General features: G+C 55.3%; 9 protein-coding genes. 4 read left to right on the top strand and 5 right to left on the bottom strand.

Features of this window, described 5'->3' with window-relative positions; all coding sequences use genetic code 11:
• Positions 1-195: 195 nt before the first annotated feature.
• A complete protein-coding gene (locus tag K0I31_RS11335) occupies positions 196-1,050 on the bottom strand; it encodes a D-hexose-6-phosphate mutarotase (protein ID WP_220078440.1) in 855 nt (284 codons plus the stop codon).
• Positions 1,051-1,301: 251 nt separating this feature from the next.
• On the opposite strand from K0I31_RS11335, the gene K0I31_RS11330 reads away from it, so the two are divergent.
• The gene (locus tag K0I31_RS11330) at positions 1,302-3,092 is read left to right on the top strand and encodes an acyl-CoA dehydrogenase C-terminal domain-containing protein (RefSeq protein ID WP_220078439.1); all 1,791 of its coding nucleotides are present in this window, start codon (positions 1,302-1,304) and stop codon (positions 3,090-3,092) included.
• A 136-nt stretch (positions 3,093-3,228) separates the two neighbouring features.
• Here the strand turns inward: K0I31_RS11330 and K0I31_RS11325 are convergent, their stop codons facing one another.
• From K0I31_RS11325 to K0I31_RS11315, 3 genes are all read right to left on the bottom strand, one after another.
• Positions 3,229-3,831: a DUF938 domain-containing protein gene (locus tag K0I31_RS11325; protein WP_220078438.1), complete on the bottom strand. Its 603-nt coding sequence runs from the start codon at positions 3,829-3,831 to the stop codon at positions 3,229-3,231.
• A 115-nt stretch (positions 3,832-3,946) separates the two neighbouring features.
• Positions 3,947-6,025, bottom strand: a complete 2,079-nt coding sequence (locus tag K0I31_RS11320) for a bifunctional 2',3'-cyclic-nucleotide 2'-phosphodiesterase/3'-nucleotidase (RefSeq protein WP_220078437.1) — start codon at positions 6,023-6,025, stop codon at positions 3,947-3,949.
• Between the two features lie 311 nt (positions 6,026-6,336).
• Entirely contained in the window at positions 6,337-8,517 is a 2,181-nt protein-coding gene (locus tag K0I31_RS11315) for a M3 family metallopeptidase (RefSeq protein WP_220078436.1), read from the bottom strand.
• Positions 8,518-8,780: 263 nt separating this feature from the next.
• Here K0I31_RS11315 and K0I31_RS11310 point away from each other — a divergent pair, with 263 nt between their 5' ends.
• Positions 8,781-10,508: a dipeptidase gene (locus K0I31_RS11310; protein ID WP_220078435.1), complete on the top strand. Its 1,728-nt coding sequence runs from the start codon at positions 8,781-8,783 to the stop codon at positions 10,506-10,508.
• Between the two features lie 120 nt (positions 10,509-10,628).
• On the top strand, positions 10,629-12,200 hold the full coding sequence (locus K0I31_RS11305; protein WP_220078434.1) for a methyl-accepting chemotaxis protein: 1,572 nt from the start codon (positions 10,629-10,631) through the stop codon (positions 12,198-12,200).
• Between the two features lie 83 nt (positions 12,201-12,283).
• Here the strand turns inward: K0I31_RS11305 and ggt are convergent, their stop codons facing one another.
• The gene (gene ggt, locus K0I31_RS11300) at positions 12,284-14,014 is read right to left on the bottom strand and encodes a gamma-glutamyltransferase (RefSeq protein ID WP_220078433.1); all 1,731 of its coding nucleotides are present in this window, start codon (positions 14,012-14,014) and stop codon (positions 12,284-12,286) included.
• A gap of 169 nt (positions 14,015-14,183) precedes the next feature.
• Between ggt and K0I31_RS11295 the strand changes: the two genes are divergently transcribed.
• Positions 14,184-15,524, top strand: coding sequence for a GNAT family N-acetyltransferase (locus K0I31_RS11295; protein WP_350354869.1), 1,341 nt, complete (start codon positions 14,184-14,186; stop codon positions 15,522-15,524).
• Position 15,525: the final 1 nt, after the last annotated feature.

Genomic DNA, 15,525 nt, shown 5'->3' with positions numbered 1-15,525 from the left:
TTTAGCGCTCTTGCCAGTAAAACCTATCCACTAAAACCTATCCACTAAAACCTATGACTGCCAGTAAAACCTATGCAGTAAAACCTATGACCACCAGTAAAATTTTTGATCAATAGGAGAGAGCGGCTTCGATGCATCGCTAGTTTACCTGGCTAAAGAGGGCACCTTATTAATCTGGTGCCCAGAATCTCATGTTTAGCCCTGAGGTTGCCAGCGGATATGGGTGCTCAGGGTATGAGACTCACCCGGCGCCAGCTCGACCCTATCTTCCAATACATTAGCGGCCTCGAGGCAGACCATGGTGAGATAATCCTGATCGTTAAAGCGCGACAGACGCTTAGATTTCTCTATCCAAGGATTCCACAGCACCGCCGATCGACTGTTTTCGCGGCGCACCTCTATGATCCCCTGTGGGGTATGCAGTAGCTGGCAGTCGCCAAGCTGGGTGTAGACACGGTCGGTTTCCCGGTCAAATAACACGGCATCGCCCTCCTGCTCGAAGGGGCCTTCGCCAAACTCGATATAGCGGGCGCCGCTAAATCCGCTGGCCTTAAGCTGATGAATATCTTCGATAGGGAAGTAGGTGTGCAGCGCCTGGGTCAGATTGAACGGGGTATCACCCAGGTTGGTGTTGACCAGGCTGACGCTTAGGCTATCGCTTAAGGTAAAGATGAGCTCGACCCTGCTCGGATGCGCCCAGTACTGCCTGTCTTCATCGCTTACCGTCAGGCTAAACTTGAGCTCCACCACCTGATCCAGCATCTGCACCGAATCTAAATTCCATAGGCGGGTACGGGCAAAACCGTGTTGCGGCCACTGAGGGTTCTCATGCATGCCAAACCAGGGCCAGCAGACAGGGATGCCGCCTCGGATGCCGCTACCCGGCTGATAGTCGTCGGCGCTCGATACCCAGAGCAGCGGGGCTTGGCCCTTAGGCTGAAACCTGTCTATCTGGGCGCCTTGCATGAAGATGCGCGCCTGACAGAGATCGGTATCGACCTCGACATATTCGAGTCCCAGGGGATGTTTTTTTACGGTTACAGAACCCATAAATGCTCCTCACGAGTTAAGCCGGGCTGGTCATTTAGCTGATGACCTAGCTTACAGAGTTTTCGTTGTAAGCTGTAGTATGACCTTGATTGTTTTTAGGCTTTTTGACGATTGAAATAAAACAGCCGAGTTTAAGGGCTGTATTTTTGAGCAGATTTGGGTAAAGTGGTCGGAGCACTATAGTTGAGCGAGCGCTAATGTCCCGGCTAGCGCCTGTTCGTTTTGGGTTTCGACAATAGAAGGATTAAGGAATGCCAATCTATCAAGCTCCACTGCGCGACTATCAGTTTATTCTCTCCGAGCTACTTAACATCTATGGGCGCGATGACCTTCAGGGATTCGATGAGATCGACGCCGAGCTGAGTGACGCCATTCTTCAAGGGGTCGCCGACTTCACCACAGAGATCATGTTGCCGCTCAACAGCCAGGGCGATACCCAGGGTTGCCGGTTGGTGGACGGTCAGGTGCGCACCCCCGAAGGCTTTAAAGACGCCTATCAACAATACGTGGATAACGGCTGGGCGACGCTCACCAGTGACCCAGAATATGGCGGTCAGGGTCTTCCCGAATGTATCGGGGTGTTTGCTACAGAGATGAAGACGGCGACCAACATGGCCTTTGCCATGTATCCGGGCTTAACCCACGGCGCCTATGCGGCGATCCATGCCCATGGCAGCGACGCTCTCAAGGCCAAGTACCTCGAGAAGCTGGTGTCGGGTGAATGGACTGGCACCATGAACCTGACAGAGGCCCATGCGGGCACGGATCTGGCACTGCTGCGCACCAAGGCTAAGCCGGTGGGCGAAGACACCTATGCCATCAGCGGCGAGAAGATCTTTATCTCATCTGGCGATCACGACCTGGCCGACAACATAGTGCACCTGGTGCTGGCGCGTCTGCCCGATGCGCCCGATGGCGTGAAGGGTATCTCCCTGTTTGCCGTGCCCAAATACCTGGTAAATGATGATGGCACCTTAGGTTGCCGTAACGGCGTCGAGGCCAGTGCCCTGGAGCATAAGATGGGGATCCACGGTAACTCTACCTGTGTCATGGTGTTCGACGGCGCCATCGGCGAGCTGGTGGGCGAACCCCATCAGGGACTGAGGGCCATGTTTACCATGATGAATGAGGCGAGACTCGGCGTGGGCGTGCAGGGGCTCGGGGTCTCTGAGATCGCCTATCAAAATGCCCTGAGTTACGCCAGAGAACGCCTGCAGGGGCGCGCCTTAAGTGGCGTCAAGGCGAGCGAGTCACCGGCCGATCCGATTCTGGTTCATGGCGATGTCAGACGCATGTTGATGGCCCAGAAGGCTTTCAACCAAGGCGCTAGGGCCCTGATGGGTCAGCAGGCCCTATGGCTAGACGAGTCTCACCGTCATCAGGACAAGGCCAAGGCGACCATAGCGGCCAAGTTAGCGGCCCTCTTTACCCCAGTGGTGAAAGGCTTCGTGACCGATCAAGGCTTTAAGGCCTGTGTCGATGCCCAGCAGGTCTATGGAGGCCATGGCTATATTCACGAGTGGGGCATGGAGCAATTTGTGCGCGATAGCCGCATCGCCATGATCTACGAAGGTACCAACGGCGTGCAGGCGCTGGACCTCGTTGGCCGTAAGCTGCTTGCCGATAAAGGCGAGGCGCTGGGGCTCTGGTCTGAGATGGTCAAGCCGTTCCTGGCTAAACATCTCGAGGATGAGGCGCTGAAACCTTACCTGATGCCGCTGATGGAGGCCACGACTGATCTCGAGAAGGCGACCCAGTATATCGTCGCTCATGGGGTTAAGAATCCCGACATCATAGGCGCCGCCTCCATGGGTTATCTGCAGATCCTGGGTATAGTGGCCCTGGGCTGGATGTGGGCGCGGATGGCGGTCAAGTCTCAACAGGCCATTACGGCGGGCGAAGAGGAGGCATTCTACGCCAACAAGCTGGTGACGGCGAAATTCTATATGAGTTACTGGGCGCCTCAGAGCAGGAGTATTCGCTACCAGATGGAGCGTAGCTGTGAGCTGCTGACTCAGTTACAAGACAGCGATTTCGACTAGGCCAGATTCGATTCGGCCAGATTCGAATGGGCAAGTTAGGATTGAGTCAGATTCGATCTAGCAAAAAGGGCCGCAAGGCCCTTTTTTAATGCCCATTCACTTGCTGATTTAAAGAGTAAGCGACAGGGGGATGTTGTTAGCGCATGAAATGCAGCAAACGGTTGTTGGCGGGCATTGCATGGTCGGCCTCTAGGCTGAGGCCCGCCGAGTTGGCTAGATCCATTATCCATTCGATGTCGCGGATGCCACTGTGGATGTTGCGATGCTTGAGCCAGACATCGAACTGGCGATTGCTGTCGCTGGTGTATTGGTTGTTGTAGTTGAAGGGGCCGTAGACGCAGAGGCTGCCAGTCTCGCTGAGGTGGCGATCAACACCCCTGAAGAAATCGGTCACCATGGCCTCGCTCATGATGTGCAGCGTGTTGGCGCTGAAGATGCCGTCAACCTCTCCCTGGGCCAGGGGCCAGGGGGCGGTGACATCCAGGCTAACGGGCGGCGCGATGTTATCGCCGCCCTGCAGGGCGATTCGCTTCTCGAGCGGCTCGATAAATCGCGGCTGATCGCTGGGGCACCAGGTGAGATGGGGCAGGTGCGCCGCAAAGAATACCGCGTGCTGGCCCGTGCCGCTGCCGACTTCAAGCACTCGTCGTGTGGTCCTAAAGCTCTGTTGCAGTACCGCCAGAATAGGCGCCTTGTTGTTTTCGCAGGATTGTGAAAAGGGCAGTTGGCTGAGAGACATAATGCATGTTAATTGTGGGCAGTGAGTGCCAATCTACGATATTTCAGCGCCTGTTCGCAAGCCAATAAAAAAGCGCCCGTAGGCGCTTTTAACTATGAGGCTTTTTACAGAATGATCATTTCGCGACGGGATCGCTGGTCAGATCGATGCGGTAGATGGCAAAGCCAAGGGCATCAGGCTCGGCCAGCTTTTCCATCTTACGCAGCTGGTTGTCGCTGATGAACTTGTCGGCCTTGTCGCTGTTCTGAGTCTCGAAGCGGATGTCCAGCGCCACCTGAGTGTTGATGGTCTTGAAGTCCCAGTTGTAGTCGGCTCTTGGGTCGACCATGCCATCATAACCACCCTGATCGTTTGGCTTGGATTGCGCCGTGATATAGGCGGCCAGCGCCTCACGGTTGGTGTCTGGCAGCTCCATCACCACATACTCTGAGCCCGTACCGGCAAACTTGCCGCCAAAGGCGCGGTAGTTGTTAGAGGCTACGATAAACTCCTGGGCGCTTAGCGCATCACCGGTTAACACCTCGCCTGTTGGCGTGGTGTAGGCCAGATCGACGATACGCTGGGCGTTCTCGTTGCCAGCAATAACGGCGCAGTTACGGTCAAACTTGCTTGGCTGAGTGACATCTATCTTATAGGTCACGCCGTCGATCACATCGAAGTTGTAGGTAGGATGACCATTCCAGTTGATCAGTGACTGAGGCTCGCTCGAGCTCGGGTCTATTTGATTGAACTGGTTGGCACTACACTCTAACCAGTCTTTCAGCTCGACGCCTGTGATCTTCACCGCCACCATGGTATTAGGGTAGAGGTAGAGATCGGCGGCGTTCTTAAAGGTCAGATCGCCGGCATCCACCTGCACGAACTGCGAGGCATCGGCCTCGGTGGCGTGACGCCCACCCGCCTTGAAGGGGGCTGCGGCCGAGAGGACTGGGATCCCCTGCAGTGATTCGGGTAGCTTGGCGCTCACCTGGGCAATCTGTGCATCCGAGACGATTTGTACCGTAGGATCATCTTGTACCAGAGTCAGGAAGCTATACATGTCCGCCGCGGCAACCCCTATGGGCTGATCCACGAAGGCCAGGGTGCCTTGATGTTCAAGCTCGACCGCATCGTGAATATCCTTGTCGGCATCGACCAGTGCTACCTTGTTGGCGCCATCATAGATGGGACGCGCCTCGGTCTGGGCATCGGTTACCGACCAAGCGCCATCTTTGAGGGTCAGCTTAAGATCCACCACCCCTAAGTTGTCGCCCCAACGGCCCGGCATGACGGCGGCCACACCGTTGAGCAGACCCTTCTCCACATCGGTATTGGGCAGATCGGCATAGTTAGCGTGGGGGAAGATAGAGTGGCTATGGCCAAACATGATGGCATCGATGCCTTCGATATTGGTGAGGGCGAAGGTGGCGTTCTCAGCCATGGCATCGCCAGGGTTTTCCGTCGAGCCTATGCCAGAGTGAGGGATGGCGATGATCACATCGGCGCCTTCGGCCTTCATCTTAGGCACAAACAGCTTGGCGGTCTCTATGATATCTTTGGCCTCTACCTTACCGGTCAGATGCTGCTTGTCCCACAACATGATCTGTGGCGGCACGAAGCCTATGTAACCTATCTTGATGGTGTGTTCACGGCCCTGGGTGTCGATAACCACTTTTTCCTTGATCAGGTAAGGGGTAAACAGGTTGTCGCCTTTCTTGATGTCATTCCAGCAGTCATCGGCCGCGCAGTAGACGTTGGCGTTGATATAGGGGAACTCGGCGCCGCTGAGGGCCTTCTCAAGGAAATCCAGGCCATAGTTAAACTCGTGGTTACCTATGTTGGCCACCTCATAGTCTAAGGTGTTCATCGCCTTGTAGGCTGGATGGACATCACCTTCCTTGAGGCCGATCTTGGCCATGTAGTCGCCCATGGGGCTGCCCTGAAGCAGGTCACCGTTATCCACTAGCACGAAGTTGGTTGCCTCTTTACGGGCGGCGTGGATCAGGCTGGCGGTGCGCGCCAGGCCTATGGTGGGATCGACCTTAGACTGGTAGTAGTCATAGTCCATGATGTTAGTGTGCAGATCTGTGGTTTCCAGTACTCTGAGCTCCACGTTTGCCGAGGTGATCGTATCCTCATCATCATCGTTCCAGCTACAGGCGGTGAGTCCGATACTCGATGCGATAACCACGGCTAATAGTTTTTTATTAAACATATCCATCAATCTCTATTAATTATTGTTTGACCCCGAAGCCGCTGTTGATTTCAGTTGGGCTTCATTTGTGCGGCAAGGCCTTGGTCAGGCTTATTTTTAGCCTGCTTATCCCCGAGTGCCGCCTGGCGAATTATAGAGAGATGAAATGTAAAAACTGTGACAGTAAGCGACTGTTTATGTGACAGTTTGTATCGACTTGCTATGGGTTGGTGAACCCTTGAGCAGGTTGCGCAGGAATTGCGCAATCTCGCGGTTTGATGGGATAAAAAAAGCACGCCGGAGCGTGCTTCTTGTCGATTGACGAGTGCTGCTTACTTGGCGAGCAGGCCACGACTGCGAAGCAGCGGCTCGATGCCCGCTTCCTTGCCGCGGAACTGCTTGTAGAGCAGCATAGGATCTTCGCTGCCGCCTTGAGACAGTACGTTGTTTCTGAAGGCGTCGGCGGTTGCCTTGTCGAAGATACCGTTCTCTTTGAAGGCCTCGAAGGCATCGGCGCCCAGGATATCAGACCATAGGTAGCTGTAGTAACCGGCAGAGTAACCACCCGAGAAGATGTGTGAGAAGTAGGTGCTGCGGTAGCGCGGCGCGATCTCCTCAATTAAGCCCATCTTGCTCAGTGAGTCGGCTTCAAACTTGGCCGCATCCTTAGGCTCGAAGTCGCTCAGGGTGTGCCAGTCGAGATCCAGCTTGGTGGCCGCCATATATTCAACCGTGGCAAAGCCCTGGTTGAACTTGCTGGCTGCTTGGATCTTCTCAACCAGCGACTGAGGGATCACTTCGCCCGTCTTGTAGTGTTTGGCAAACTGCGCCAACACTTCAGGTTGGGTCATCCAGTTTTCCATCACCTGTGATGGGAACTCTACATAGTCACGTGGCACTGAGGTACCGGCCTGTGAGCGATACTCGACGTCCGACAGCATGGCGTGCAGGGCATGACCAAACTCGTGGAACAGGGTGCTGGCCTCATCGAAGGTGAGCAGCGCCGGCTCGTCGCCTACCGGACGTGGATAGTTGAGCACGTTGACGATAATCGGCTTAGACTCGACCCCATGCATTTTGTACTGCTTGCGATAGGCGTTGGCCCAGGCGCCACCACGTTTGCTGTCGCGCACATAGTAGTCGCCCATGAAGATCGCCATCAGCGAGCCATCTTTGTCATACACTTCCCAGGTACGCACTTCGTCGTTGTACTTAGGCAGGTCGGTGCGCTCTTTAACTGTGATGCCGTAGAGGCGGTTCGCGGTGTAGAACACGCCTTTCAGGGTGTTTTCCAGCGAGAAGTATGGGCGAGTTTCCTGCTCGTTAAAGCTGTACTTGGCCACACGGATCTTGTCGGCATAGTACCACCAGTCCCAGGCCGCCAGCTTGAAGTTACCGCCTTCGGCGTCGATCAGCTCCTGCATTACGGCGACTTCTGCCTTGGCTTGACCAAGGGCTGCCGGCCAGACCTTGTCTAACAGACCGTAGACATTTTCAGGGGTCTTGGCGGTGCGCTCTTCCAGCACGAAGTGGGCGTGACTCTTATAGCCCATCAACTGGGCGCGCTCGGCGCGCAGGGCCGCCATTTGAGCCAAGATCTTCTTGTTGTCGTGGGCGTTGTTATTGTTGCCACGCTCAACGTATCCCTTGTAGATCTTCTCACGCAGCTCGCGGTTGTCAGCGTAGGTGAGGAAAGGGGTGATAGATGGACGCTGGGTGGTGAATACCCATTTGCCCGGATGACCTTTCTTCTCGGCGGTTTGCGCGGCGGTGTTGATCACATCCTGCGGCAGACCTTTGAGGTCGGCGGCGTTGTCGATCACCAGCTCGAAGGCGTTGGTTTCGGCCAGTAGGTTATCGCCAAATTCTAGGCTCAGCTTGCCGATCTTCTCGTTCAGGGCTCTGAGTTTAACCTTGTCGGCATCGCTCAGGTTAGCGCCGCCGCGAGTGAATGACTTGTAGGTATCTTCCAGTAGCTTCTGCTGGGCAGTATTGAGGGCCAGGCCATCACGCTGGTCATATACGGCCTTGACGCGCTTGAACAGCTGGTCGTTAAGCAGGATGTCATCACCGGCGGCAGACAACATAGGCGAGACCTCTTTAGAGATCGCCTGTAGCTGCTCGTTGGTGTCGGCACTGGTCAGGTTATAGAAGACGCTGGCCACCTTAGTGGTGAGATCGCCGGCAAATTCCATGGCTTCGATGGTATTGGCGAAAGTAGGGGCCGCCGGGTTATCGATAATGGCTTGGATCTCAGCCTTGTGCTGGGCGATACCCGCCTTGAAGGCCGGCAGGTAGTGCTCTGGCTTGATCTTGTCGAAATCTGGCATACCCAGGAAGGTATCGTAGGGCTTGAAGAAGGGGTTGCTGGCGTTGTTGTCTATGATGCGCTGCGCGACCACGTTGGGTGCGACTTCCGCTTGCTGGCTGCTACCTTGCTGGGCGCTACAGCCGCCTAAGGCGATGGCGAGTGCCATGGCCGACACGATTGGCTTGAGGGTCAATCCCTTCATAGTTAAATTCCCCGATGATTGGCTTGTTTTAGGCCGCGATCTGGCGTCACGACTCGTTAAGCGGCCAAATTGACCGCAAATATCTGCGCTTAAATTGGCTTAAGCGGCGACATTAAACTGCTCATTATCAGGTTTCTGACGGTTAAATCTATCGATTTTGTGTTTTGTTTGTAACAAATGTTTTGAGTTGGCTGTTTTTGCACCCTAGATGCACATAAATGTGGCAAAATGCGTCAATTCGACGTTAAAAATGATAATAACAGATGACTCTTAAACTCTCCCTTAAAGCCGCCGGCGCCTTCAGTCTATTGCTGTGCAGCGGCTTAACTTTTGCCACGTCTCAAGCCGATTCACAGCTTAGTGCCCAAGGCGATTCAGATGTAAGTGCTAATGCCTCTCTACAAGCCGCGCCTAAGGTCTCGGCCCTGGCCGACCGAGTGGCTCAATATGCCCTGGCTACCTATGGTGATGAGACCATAACCGCGCTGTCGACCCTGATCCCCTTTAAGACGGTGGAAACAGAGGGGATGACCCCCTTGACCCATCCCGAATTTGTCGGTTTCAAGGCGCAGTTAAAGTCTTTGAGTCAGAGTTTGGGGCTAGATTATAGCGATCAAGGCTATGTGGTGCTCATCGGTCTGGGGGAAGGGGAGCAAAAACTTGGGGTGATCACCCACGGCGATGTGCAGCCTGCCGATGCCAGTTTCTGGCAGCAAGACCCCTTTACCCTGGACAGTCAGTCACAGCCAGGCTACCTGATTGGCCGTGGCACCGAAGATGACAAGGGGCCCATAGTCACCGCCATGTATGCCATGAAGGCGATCAAAGACAAGGGGCTAATTCTGAATAGGCGCATCGAGCTGCTGGTCTATCTGGCCGAAGAGTCGGATTGGGCGCCGCTGAAGGCCTTTTTGACCGAATTTACCCCCGCCGATATCAATATCACCATAGACGCCGAGTACCCGGTGGTGACCGCCGAGAAAGGCTGGAGTGAAATTCGCCTGACTATTCCTAAGATGCCCAAGACGCCCAAGATGCCTAAGGATGGTATAGCAACCTCTGGCGCGTCGGCCAGCTTAGATGGTTTTTCTGGCGGCGCCTTTGCCAGTCAGGTACCCCAGCAGGCGGTGGCCAAAATCTCAGGACTAGATAAGAAAACAATCGCTGCGCTAAAAGAGAAGGCCAGCAACCAACAGGGGATGAAGTATCAATTTGAGCAGGCATCATCGGCGGGCCAGGCTAACGGACAGCTGACCATCACCGCCGAGGGCAAGTCTACCCATTCTTCAACGCCTGAGGCGGGGGTCAACGCCGTGACTCATCTGGCAGCGCTGTTAAAGGGGATTCATTTTTCGCGTAGCGAGTCGGCGTTGACGGCGCATTTTATTCAGCAGATGGTTGGGTTAGGGCTCTATGGCGAACAGTTTGGTGATATCGCCTATGAAGATGATTTTATGGGGCCCATGACCCTGGCCGCGACTCTGGTGAAGCCAAATGATCAGGGCACGGAGATAGTGCTTAACCTGAGACGCCCCGTGGGCAAGACGCCCGAGCAGCTGGACCAAGAAACGTATAAGGCGCTGGAGAGCTGGCAGGCGCAGCAAAGTGTGTCACTTAAGGGGGTCGAGACCTATTGGGGCGAGCCTAAGTTGATGGATAAGGCCCCGCATCTGCAGACCCTGCTGTCGGTATTTGGTCACTTTACCGATACGCCATCGCCAAGGCCTGTGGCCATCGGTGGCTCGACCAACAGTAAGCTGTTTCCCAATGCACTAAGTTTTGGCCCCGCCATGCCTGGCGTTGAATATACCGGCCATAGCGAGCACGAGTTCATCACCAAGACGCAGTTTATGCTCAATCTACAGATGTATACCGCCGCCTTCGTCGAGCTGGCCGCATCGCCAGAGCAGCTATCCGAGCAGGCTAAGCAAGGGACTAAGCAAAAGACTAAGCAAGCGGCTAACACTGGGGCGCAGCGCAGCAGCGATTAAGGCTTGCAAAATAACCTGACAATTTTTAAGGTAATTTAGTCTTTGTTGATAATTATCAATGACTTTTTAATTGCGTTAGATAAGCATAGCTAACGTCTTTGTACCCAGAAGAACAATAATATGAAAAATAACCAACCTGTCACCCAGAAAGAGAAGGTGTTTGCCGCCGACACTATCTTGTTGTCGACCACAGACCTTAAGGGCAAGATCAAATACGCTAATGCTGGCTTCACTCAGGTGTCTGAGTTTACCCAGGATGAACTCTATCGCCAGCCCCACAATATTGTTCGCCACCCGGATATGCCGCCGGCGGCCTTCGAATCCATGTGGTCTCGCCTCAAGCAGGGTAAGCCCTGGATTGGTATAGTGAAGAATCGCGCTAAGTCGGGAGATCACTACTGGGTCAACGCCTATGTCGCTCCCGTGTTCGAAGGCGGTGAGGTACACGAATATCAATCGGTGCGCAGAAAGGCCACCCAGGCGCAGATAGATAACGCCCAGGCACTCTATGGCGAGCTCAACGCCGGTAAACAGCCCCGCGCCCTCAAGGCGGCGCGCCTCGGCTTTGGTAAGCGTTTGGGCTTGGTCTTGCTGCTGAGCCTCGGCGTCGGCGTCGCGCTCGCCGGCTATTCGCCCCTGCTGGCACTGCTGGTGGCTGCGGGCCTGGGACTAGCCGGACTCTCTCTGATCCTCAAGCCCTTTAATGCGCTGGTGGAACAGGCGAGCGGCATCATAGACGATCCTCTGGCGACCGCCGTGTACTGTGGCCGTCAGGATGAGCTGGGCAAACTCAGCTTCGCCCTGCAGTATCTGCTGACAGAAACCGGCGGCGCCGTGGGTCGCATGGCGGACTCGGCCGAGTCGATACAGGAACTCAGCGTCAGTCTGAATGAGACCATCAGTCATACCCGGGATCGCGCCGACAGTCAGAGCCAGCAGACCAGTCAAGCGGCTACCGCGGTGGAGGAGATGAGCGCTAGCTTTAACGAGGTGAGCCAGAATATCCAGCATGCGGCCGAAGAGATGTCGATGAGCCATGAGGCAGCCGAGAAGGGCCATGAGCTGCTGGACGAGGTGATCCAGGCCATCAAGGGTCTGCATCAGGAGGTGAGTAACTTCTCCGCCGTGGTAGCCTCAATCGAGCAGGACAGTCAGGAGATCAACGAGGTGCTGGAGGTGATACGGGGTATCGCCGAGCAGACCAACCTGTTGGCCCTCAATGCCGCCATCGAGGCGGCCCGCGCAGGTGAGTCGGGCAGGGGCTTCGCCGTGGTGGCCGATGAGGTGCGCCAGCTCTCTAGCCGCACCAGCGAGTCGACCAGCCATATCGAGGCGATCGTCAGTAAGTTCAGAGACAGCACTTTAAAGGCGAGTCAGACCATGCAGGCGGGTCAGCGTCAGGCACAGCACTCGGTAGGCTTGGCCCAGCAGGTGGATGCCTCCTTCGAGGAGCTGCGCGCTTCTATCGATAAGATCAATCAGATGAGCGATGCCAACGCCGCGGCCATGAGCCAGCAGACGGCGGTGGCCAGTGAGATCAGTCAGTCCATTCAGCTGATCAATGAGCTAGCCCTGGCCAGCCTGAGTCAGACCCAGGCCGCGGCAGAGCGGGGCGGCCAGGTGGAGCGTCTGTCGGCCAAGACTCATCATCTGTCACAGCAGTTCTGGCGTCAGAGTCTGCGCATTAAGTGATAAAACATTGAGTAGCAATATTGAGTAAAGAAAAAGGGAAGCTTAGCTTCCCTTTTTTGTGGGTCATACTACTGCGAATGATACTAGTAACCCGCAGTCGCGCTGCCGGCGCGGCGAGGATCTGAGGCGCCAAACAGGCCTTCGTCTGTGATCATGATCGACTGAGTCGAGCCCATGGCGTCTTTGACGCTGACCTTGTGGCCTCTGGCTTCCAATAGCGAGATGGTGTCGCGATTGAGGCTCTTCTCCACTCTCAGCTCGTCGGGTAGCCATTGGTGATGCACGCGGCTGGCGTAGCTGGCCTCGGCGATATTGAGTCCATGGTCGACCACATTCATGATGATCTGTAGTGTGGTGTTGATGATGCGTGAACCGCCTGGGCTGCCGGTGACGATGAAGGGCTTGCCGTCTTTCATCACTATGGTGGGGCTCATAGAGCTGAGGGGGCGCTTGCCGCCTTCGACCGCATTGGCATCGCCGCCGATCAGGCCATAGCCGTTAGGCACGCCGGGTTTGGCTGAGAAATCGTCCATCTCGTTGTTGAGCAGGATGCCCGTGCCTTCGGCTACCAGACCCGAGCCATAGCTGAAGTTGAGGGTGTAGGTGTTAGCCACCGCGTTGCCCCACTTGTCGACCACAGAGTAGTGGGTGGTCTGTGGACTCTCGTAACCTGCTAGCTTGCCCGGGGCAATTTCGCTGCTTGGGGTGACGCGGTTGATGGCGATCCCCTTGGCGCGGGACTTGGCATAGTCTTTACTGATGAGCGCTTTCACCGGTACATCAACAAAATCGGGATCCCCCAGATATTCGCTGCGATCGGCATAGGCGCGTTTCATCACCTCGGCCATCAAATGCAGGGTATCGGCCGTATTATGGCCTAACTTGGCGATGGGATAAGGTTCGAGCATGTTGAGCATCTCGATAATGTGTATGCCACCGGATGAGGGGGGCGGCATGGAGATCACCTGGTAGCCGCGATACTCGCCCTGCACGGGCTGACGCTCGACCACACGATAGCCTTTAAGATCATCTAAGGTCATGATGCCGCCGGCCTGGGTGACGCTGGCGACTATCTTATCGGCGGTTTCGCCCTCATAGAATCCCTTGCTGCCGTGCGTCTTGATCAGCTTGAGTGAGTGGGCCAGCGCCTTTTGGCTGAGGGTGTCACCTATCTCGAAGTTGCTGCCATCTGGGCGATAGAAGATCGCCTTGGAGCTTGGCCACTGAGAGATGCGACGTTTAAGCCCGGCAAGGGAGGTGGCGAGATCCGGGGTGACTGTGATGCCTTGCTCAGCAAGCTTAATGGCGGGCTCGATCACCTGGGCCATGGTCATGGTGCCATATTTCTTAAGGGCCAGTTCCATCCCCATGACGGTGCCGGGTACGCCGACGGCCAGGCCATGTTCGCGGCTGAGTTTGGCGACCGCATCGCCTTGCTCGTTAAGGAAGATATCCTTGTGGGCGCGTTTTGGGGCAACCTCGCGATAATCGATGGCGACCGTCTTGTTGCCCTCGGCCAGATGCACCAGCATGAAACCGCCACCGCCTATGTTGCCGGCCCTTGGCAGGGTTACCGCCAGGGCAAACCCGACGCCGACCGCCGCATCGACTGCGTTACCGCCTTGCTTGAGAATATCGACCCCGACTTGAGTGGCTACGGCCTCCTGGCTGGCCACCATGCCGTGCTTGGCCCAAATGGGTTGAACTGTGGCGCTGTGGCTATAGATGGAGGATTCGGTGGCCTGGGCAAACTGACCAGCGACGAGCGGCAGGCTGAGGCTGATGGCAAAGAGTAAGGTTTTTATTGGACGCACACGGGTTCCTTAATGATTAAAGTAATAAAAGTATTGCAATGAATACGCGCGTTAAGAGTAAGAAGAGTGATAAGAATATTAAGCGTGTTAAGCTACTGAGTCAGTTCTCTTGGTTTCAATGTGCCGATTATCACTGCTGAAATCAAGCCATCTTTTTAAGGAGCAGCTCTTGGCGACATCATATTCGATTCAGTGTGTTAGTCAAATCGCTATCCTGGGGGCGCCTCTGTGGAATGCCCTGATGGCGAGCGCGAACATGCAGGATCAGAACGGACCGGCTAACCCCTTTTGTCGTTATGAGTATCTACATGCCCTCGAGTTAAGCGGCTGCGTGGGAGAACAGACGGGTTGGCGACCCATGCATCTTGTGGTTAGCGAGGCCGGGCAAATAGGGGAAAATAATCAGGGCGATGAGAGTCAGCTTGATCCCAATAAGGTGCTCGCCGTGATGCCGCTCTATCTCAAGGGGCACTCCTATGGCGAGTATGTGTTCGATTGGGCCTGGGCCCAGGCCTATGAGTGCCACGGGCTCGAGTATTACCCTAAGCTGGTCAATGCTATCCCTTTTACTCCGGTAACGGGGTCGCGCATCGGTTTTAGAGTCGATCTGTCTGAGGCGCAAAAAGCGGGGCTTATCGGTAAAATTGGCGAGCATCTGGATTTGCTCACCAAGGCCTGCTCGGCATCGAGCTGGCACAGCCTGTTTCTGTTAGAGCATGAGCGGCTGCCCTTGGTGAGTCAGGGGTATCTTGAGCGCCTCGGCACTCAGTTTCACTGGTTTAATAAAGGTTATCAAAGTTTCGATGACTTTCTCTCGAATCTAACCAGCCGAAGACGCAAGTCGATCCTCAAAGAGCGCCGCGCCATCGTAAACGCTGGGCTGAAATTTCGTTTCATCGACGGAGTAGATATCACTGAAGATGAGCTCACTCACTTTGTGCACTGCTATCAGCGCACCTATTACAAGCGCTCCGGCCATCAGGGCTATTTAAACGCCGCCTTCTTCAGCGCTATCGTCAAAAACATGGCCGATAACGTGCGCCTCTTAATGGTAGAGTGCCCGCAAGCTAACAAGCTTCAAGCTCAGGCAGTGAGTGAGGCAGAGAGTGAGGCAAGGAGTGAAGTCGGGAGCAAGGCAGAGAAGGAGGCAGAGAGCGCGCAAGAAAGCGAGCCCATCGCGGCGGCGCTCTATTTCGTCGGTGGTGATTGCCTCTATGGCCGTTACTGGGGGGCTTTGGAGGAGATAGAGGGGCTGCATTTCGAGACCTGTTACTATCAGGGGATAGAATACGCCATCGCGCAGGGGCTTAAGAAGTTTGATGCCGGCGCCCAGGGAGAGCACAAGGTGCTCAGGGGCTTTGAGCCTATCCCCACCTATTCGGTGCATGAGATCTTGCACAGTGATTTTCGCCGCGCCATTGCCGATTTCATTGAGCAGGAAGCGCGGGCGGTGAAGATCTATATGAGTGAGCTCGAGGCCATCTTGCCCTTTAAGCGTGAGGGCGACTAAG

It is taken from the genome of Shewanella spartinae, assembly GCF_019457555.1.
Taxonomy (GTDB): Bacteria; Pseudomonadota; Gammaproteobacteria; order Enterobacterales; family Shewanellaceae; genus Shewanella; species Shewanella loihica.
Note: the sequence above shows the minus strand (reverse complement) of the source record. Positions and strands in the feature narration are given on the sequence as shown.